We start from the raw sequence: 4,174 nt of genomic DNA on the forward strand, positions 1-4,174 counted from the left end.
CACGGGTTCAGGTTGTTTTTTTGCAATTATTCGCAAGCGCCGTAAATTGGGTGAGAAACGTGCTAGAGTTGCAGCACTAAAGCCTCATCATGGGCGTTGCACGAATGTTATCTTTTTTTTCATCATCGCCCGTACCCGCCCTGCAACCTACCATTCCCGCCACAACATGACAGCAGCATCCTTCGCCACGCTTGACCAGTCGGAACTGATCCACCTTGCCCTTGAAGCCGACCGGCTCGGCAATTCCGGTGCTTCCCTCACCTATCTGAAGGAAGCGGTCACGCGTCCCGACGCCACGGCGCCCGCCCACCTGCTGCTTGGCGCCGGCTATGCCCAGCTGCAGATGTACGACCGCGCCGCCGCCGAGATGGAATCGGCACTGGCGGTCGATCCGAGCTTCGCCATCGCGCGCTTCCAGCTGGGGCTGCTGCAACTGACCAGTGGCGATGCCGAGCGCGCCATGAGCACCTTGCTGCCTTTGCAAGAGCTTGGCGAACAGCACGCCCTGGGCCAGTTCGGCAGGGGCTTGATCCACCTGATGCGCAACGAATTCGGTCCGACCCTGGAGTGCATGGCCCAGGGCATGCTGCTCAATACCGACAATCCTGCGCTCAATACCGATATGCAGCAGATCGTCGACAAGGTCAACGCCCTGCCGCCCGACGCCCTGGCCGCAGCGCAGCCGGCTCCGACCGGCGAAGCCGAGGGGGCGGCCGCAGCGGCACCGGCCGAAGAAACGGCGCTGGCCGCCGACGACCAGGTCGCCAATCCGATCTTCCTGTCCGCCTATACCAGCGGCGGCAAGCCCTAAGCCGGCAGCGCGTTTTTAAGCGGCTTCGTCGGTCAGGCGCGTCATGCCCTCTTCCATCGGCTCGGTCAGCCAGCTCGTTGCGGTCATCCGCGCGCAGCTGGCGCCGCGCGTGGAGCTGAGCGGACCAGGCCCGGCCCGCGCCAGCGTGCGCGCGGTCCCGCGCCGCGCTGTTGCATCCGCGCGCGGCCAGCTCGAAGCGGCGATCGGCACGCGCATCAACAGCATCGGGCGCGACGATCCCCAGCGCGGGCGCAAAGCCTTCCGCATTTTTCTCGAATCGATTTTATTGTCCCATCTGGGCGAACACCTGATGAACGATCCGCGCTTTTACCAGCTGGTCGACGATGTCCAGGGTGCGATGGAGTCGGACGCCGAGCTGGGCGTGATGATCGACAAGGCGATTGCCCATCTGACCACGGCGCCGCGCTAGGCGCCGCGCTAGGCGCGGCGCCCCCGGTTCAGGCGCTGCGTGCCTTGCGCAGACGGCCGACGGCCAGCAGCGAGAGGGCGCCGCCGAGCAGCATCCAGACCGTTGCCGGTTCCGGCACGGGAGAGATTTCGCTGACGGCGATGTTGTCGAGCACCAGGTGCGCGCTCTCCCCCCCGTTGGCGCTGCCGATCGGTACGCCGCCCGCACCGTTGATGCTGATGCTGTCGATGTTGGTGAAATTGAAAGCAAACCGGCCTGACGTGGTCGATGCGAGCAATGTCGACGAATGCGTCAGCACGCCATTGCGCCAGCCTTCGACCGTGACGCTTGCGCCATCGTACCAGGCCGACGCGATGTGGGCGCCAGTAAAATTGAATGCCGTGGCGCGCGAAAACGATACGCTGCCATCGTAGGCAACCAGGCTGACGTGATCGACCGTGCCGTTGTGGAAGCCGCCGCTGGTCGCAATCAGGCTCGTGACGAAACCAGGGCTGCCGCCCCAGCTGAAGCCGGCATAGTCGGGCTCGAGATCGCCAGCGGTTTCATAGCCGGTGAACTGATCCTCGAAAGTGAGGATCGTGCTCTGGGCCTGGGCATTGCCGGCGGCGAGCGCCGCGAACATCAGGGCGCATGCGCCATGCATAAGGGAGAGCTTGCGATTTGCCATACGATAGGACCTCGACAGAAATACAACGGTAAGAAACGTGTAGCGCTATTGCTGCCTGCCGCTACGGCATTTGAAATGAAAACCGGGCAGTGACATCGGCCACCGCTGCCGGGCCTGAAATCCCTGGACATTCACAGCCAAGTTGCTCAGAATATCATATAATCAACGTCCATTGCAAGTTAGACATTTATCCGCCTTGCAGCGCTGGCGCTGTTGTTGCCACTGCACCACAACCCAAGGTCTCCGTCAGGCCACATTTAAGGGAACTCATGACTGTCTCACGAAACATTTCCGACATCTTCGGCGCCGATGAATTACTCGCCCTGGCCCGCCTCGACGTCGAAAAAAACCAGCTCGATAGTGCACTGGAAAAACTCAAAAGCATCCTGGGCGCGCCAGATCCCGATCCGGAAGCGATATCGATGGCTGCCCGCGTGTATGCCCAGCTCGGCTTGTTTACACGTGCGCAAGACCTGTTCCGCCGCTACCTGGTGCTGCATCCCGGTTCGCTCAACGAGCAGTTCCAGCTGGCCATGACGCATATGAACAATAGCGAGCCGGCCGATGCGGAAGGCTTTTTCAATGCCATCCTCGCCAGCACCCCGACCCACCCCCCTGCCCTGTTCTACAGCGCCCTGCTGCTTTCGCAGCAGGGCAAGACCATGGATGCCAAGCGCAGCCTCGATATCCTGCTGCAGTCGGCGCCCGCAGATAACCTGTACGCGGGCCGCGGCAAGGAATTGCTCGAGTCGATCGATGCGGGCTTGCAGGCCAGTTTCCAGGATCAGCGCGATCAGGAAGCGGCCACCGGCAAGCCTTTATCTGGCGACACATACCAATAAACGCAGAGGCGGCCGCGTCTGGAATGAGGGCCGCGCCGGTGTTGCTCACGCGCCCGGCTGTATGCCGGCCGCGTGAGCAACGCGTTGTTGCTTCTCGTCAGCCGTCAGGCCATTCCAGGCGGCGTGACTGACCGGGCGAACGTCGATATCGATGAACCGCGCCGGCTCGGTAAATTCCCAATACGTGACGGTTCCGGTGCGGCAGCTGGGGCATCGCGGTTTCAATCCGATATGAAACGCCTGTCCCTGGCTGTCCGGGTCGCAGGCAAGCGGGCCGTAGACTGCCCATAGCAAGGCGGTGCGCTTGCGCGCAGGCAGCGCGGCGACAGCGGGCTCTTCCTGCAGCAAGTGGTCGACCTCGTCAAACGTAGGGTCGGCGATGCCGTCGACGTAACGCAACTCGTCATTGGCTTCGGTCCGAAGCAGAAATGTTCCATAATCGCTTCCCGGTATTTCAGGCGCATCGAACTGGTGCTGACATGCACCACATGTATAGTTTACTAACTGAAGCTTCATCTGTATCCAATCAACTTTCCGCATTGCTCAGGTACGCCGGATGACCGTCATCGTTCCGGGACAATCTGCGTGACTATCCCGGCACCATCCTCCTGTCTCAGGCTGGTACCTCGTGTCCGTAAAAGTACTTTTTTCCTTGGACCCAATCCATCGTGGACAGCAGGCTCACATAAGCCATCGTCGCCTCAAAATCGCTATCCTTGACCGGCCCCCCAAAGAACACGGGGCATTTCTCGCCGCTCCAGATCGATAGCAAGATTGGCGGGTCAACCAGCGGAAAGTCGGTGCCATCATGCCTCGCATGGGCTGCGGCCTGAAGCAAGTCCTTGGTCAGGTTGCCGGCAAACGCGGGAACACCGTTGAAATAATAGGCGCCGGGGTGAAGAGAGCGTGCAAAGCCGGAAAAATGGCCCCTGAGTTCGCTCATGTCGACGCCCCCCCCTTCGTACCCGAAAGGAAACAGGCTGTCGATGGAGGTCAGGATCGGTTCGTCGACCACAGTTTCCTCGTACTCTTCATGCAGTGCAAATAAATACGGCACCGCTTCCGGCGATAAGGTGTGCGGCATGTAGGTGACGATCGAGAGCACCTCATCGTGCTCGCAATGCTCCAGTTGCTGGCCCAGGAACGCCAGGTCCTGATGCCGCGCAACGTAGGAATAAAGTCTGAGGGCCTGGCGCTTCACTATGCCCGGCTCGCAGTGAGCGATAAACTCTTCCAGCGCCGAACGCGCGCTGAAATCACCCGACTTTAAGCGCGTGCAAAGTTCGACAAGCGCCGCCTCTCCAGCATTGTCGGAAGCCGGTAACGGCGTGGTGTCAAGGTCGGACTTCTCCCCGAACCATGTTCCTTGCTGAAAAATATTGAAACTGCTCATAGATTCTTTCTCCACTTAATATAGCTCGATT

General features: G+C 60.7%; 6 protein-coding genes. 3 read left to right on the plus strand and 3 right to left on the minus strand.

Going from position 1 to position 4,174, the window contains the following annotated elements:
• Nucleotides 1-166 precede the first annotated feature (166 nt).
• A complete protein-coding gene (locus PO883_RS18575) occupies nucleotides 167-811 on the plus strand; it encodes a M48 family metallopeptidase (RefSeq protein WP_289311077.1) in 645 nt (214 codons plus the stop codon).
• Between the two features lie 43 nt (nucleotides 812-854).
• Entirely contained in the window at nucleotides 855-1,241 is a 387-nt protein-coding gene (locus PO883_RS18580; RefSeq protein WP_289311078.1) for a hypothetical protein, read from the plus strand.
• 28 nt (nucleotides 1,242-1,269) lie between these two features.
• Here the strand turns inward: PO883_RS18580 and PO883_RS18585 are convergent, their stop codons facing one another.
• Entirely contained in the window at nucleotides 1,270-1,884 is a 615-nt protein-coding gene (locus PO883_RS18585; RefSeq protein WP_289311079.1) for a PEP-CTERM sorting domain-containing protein, read from the minus strand.
• Between the two features lie 293 nt (nucleotides 1,885-2,177).
• On the opposite strand from PO883_RS18585, the gene PO883_RS18590 reads away from it, so the two are divergent.
• Nucleotides 2,178-2,750 carry a tetratricopeptide repeat protein gene (locus tag PO883_RS18590; protein ID WP_289311080.1) on the plus strand — a complete coding sequence of 191 codons (573 nt, stop codon included), beginning with the start codon at nucleotides 2,178-2,180 and terminating at the stop codon, nucleotides 2,748-2,750.
• A 45-nt stretch (nucleotides 2,751-2,795) separates the two neighbouring features.
• Here PO883_RS18590 and PO883_RS18595 read toward each other — a convergent pair whose 3' ends face one another.
• Together PO883_RS18595 and imm47 are read right to left on the minus strand one after the other, a co-directional pair.
• Nucleotides 2,796-3,266 carry a hypothetical protein gene (locus tag PO883_RS18595; protein ID WP_167088083.1) on the minus strand — a complete coding sequence of 157 codons (471 nt, stop codon included), beginning with the start codon at nucleotides 3,264-3,266 and terminating at the stop codon, nucleotides 2,796-2,798.
• Between the two features lie 97 nt (nucleotides 3,267-3,363).
• Nucleotides 3,364-4,143: an Imm47 family immunity protein gene (gene imm47, locus PO883_RS18600; protein WP_289311081.1), complete on the minus strand. Its 780-nt coding sequence runs from the start codon at nucleotides 4,141-4,143 to the stop codon at nucleotides 3,364-3,366.
• Nucleotides 4,144-4,174 lie beyond the last annotated feature (31 nt).

It is taken from the genome of Massilia sp. DJPM01 (assembly GCF_030348125.1).
Classification (GTDB): Bacteria; Pseudomonadota; Gammaproteobacteria; order Burkholderiales; family Burkholderiaceae_D; genus Telluria_A; species Telluria_A frigida.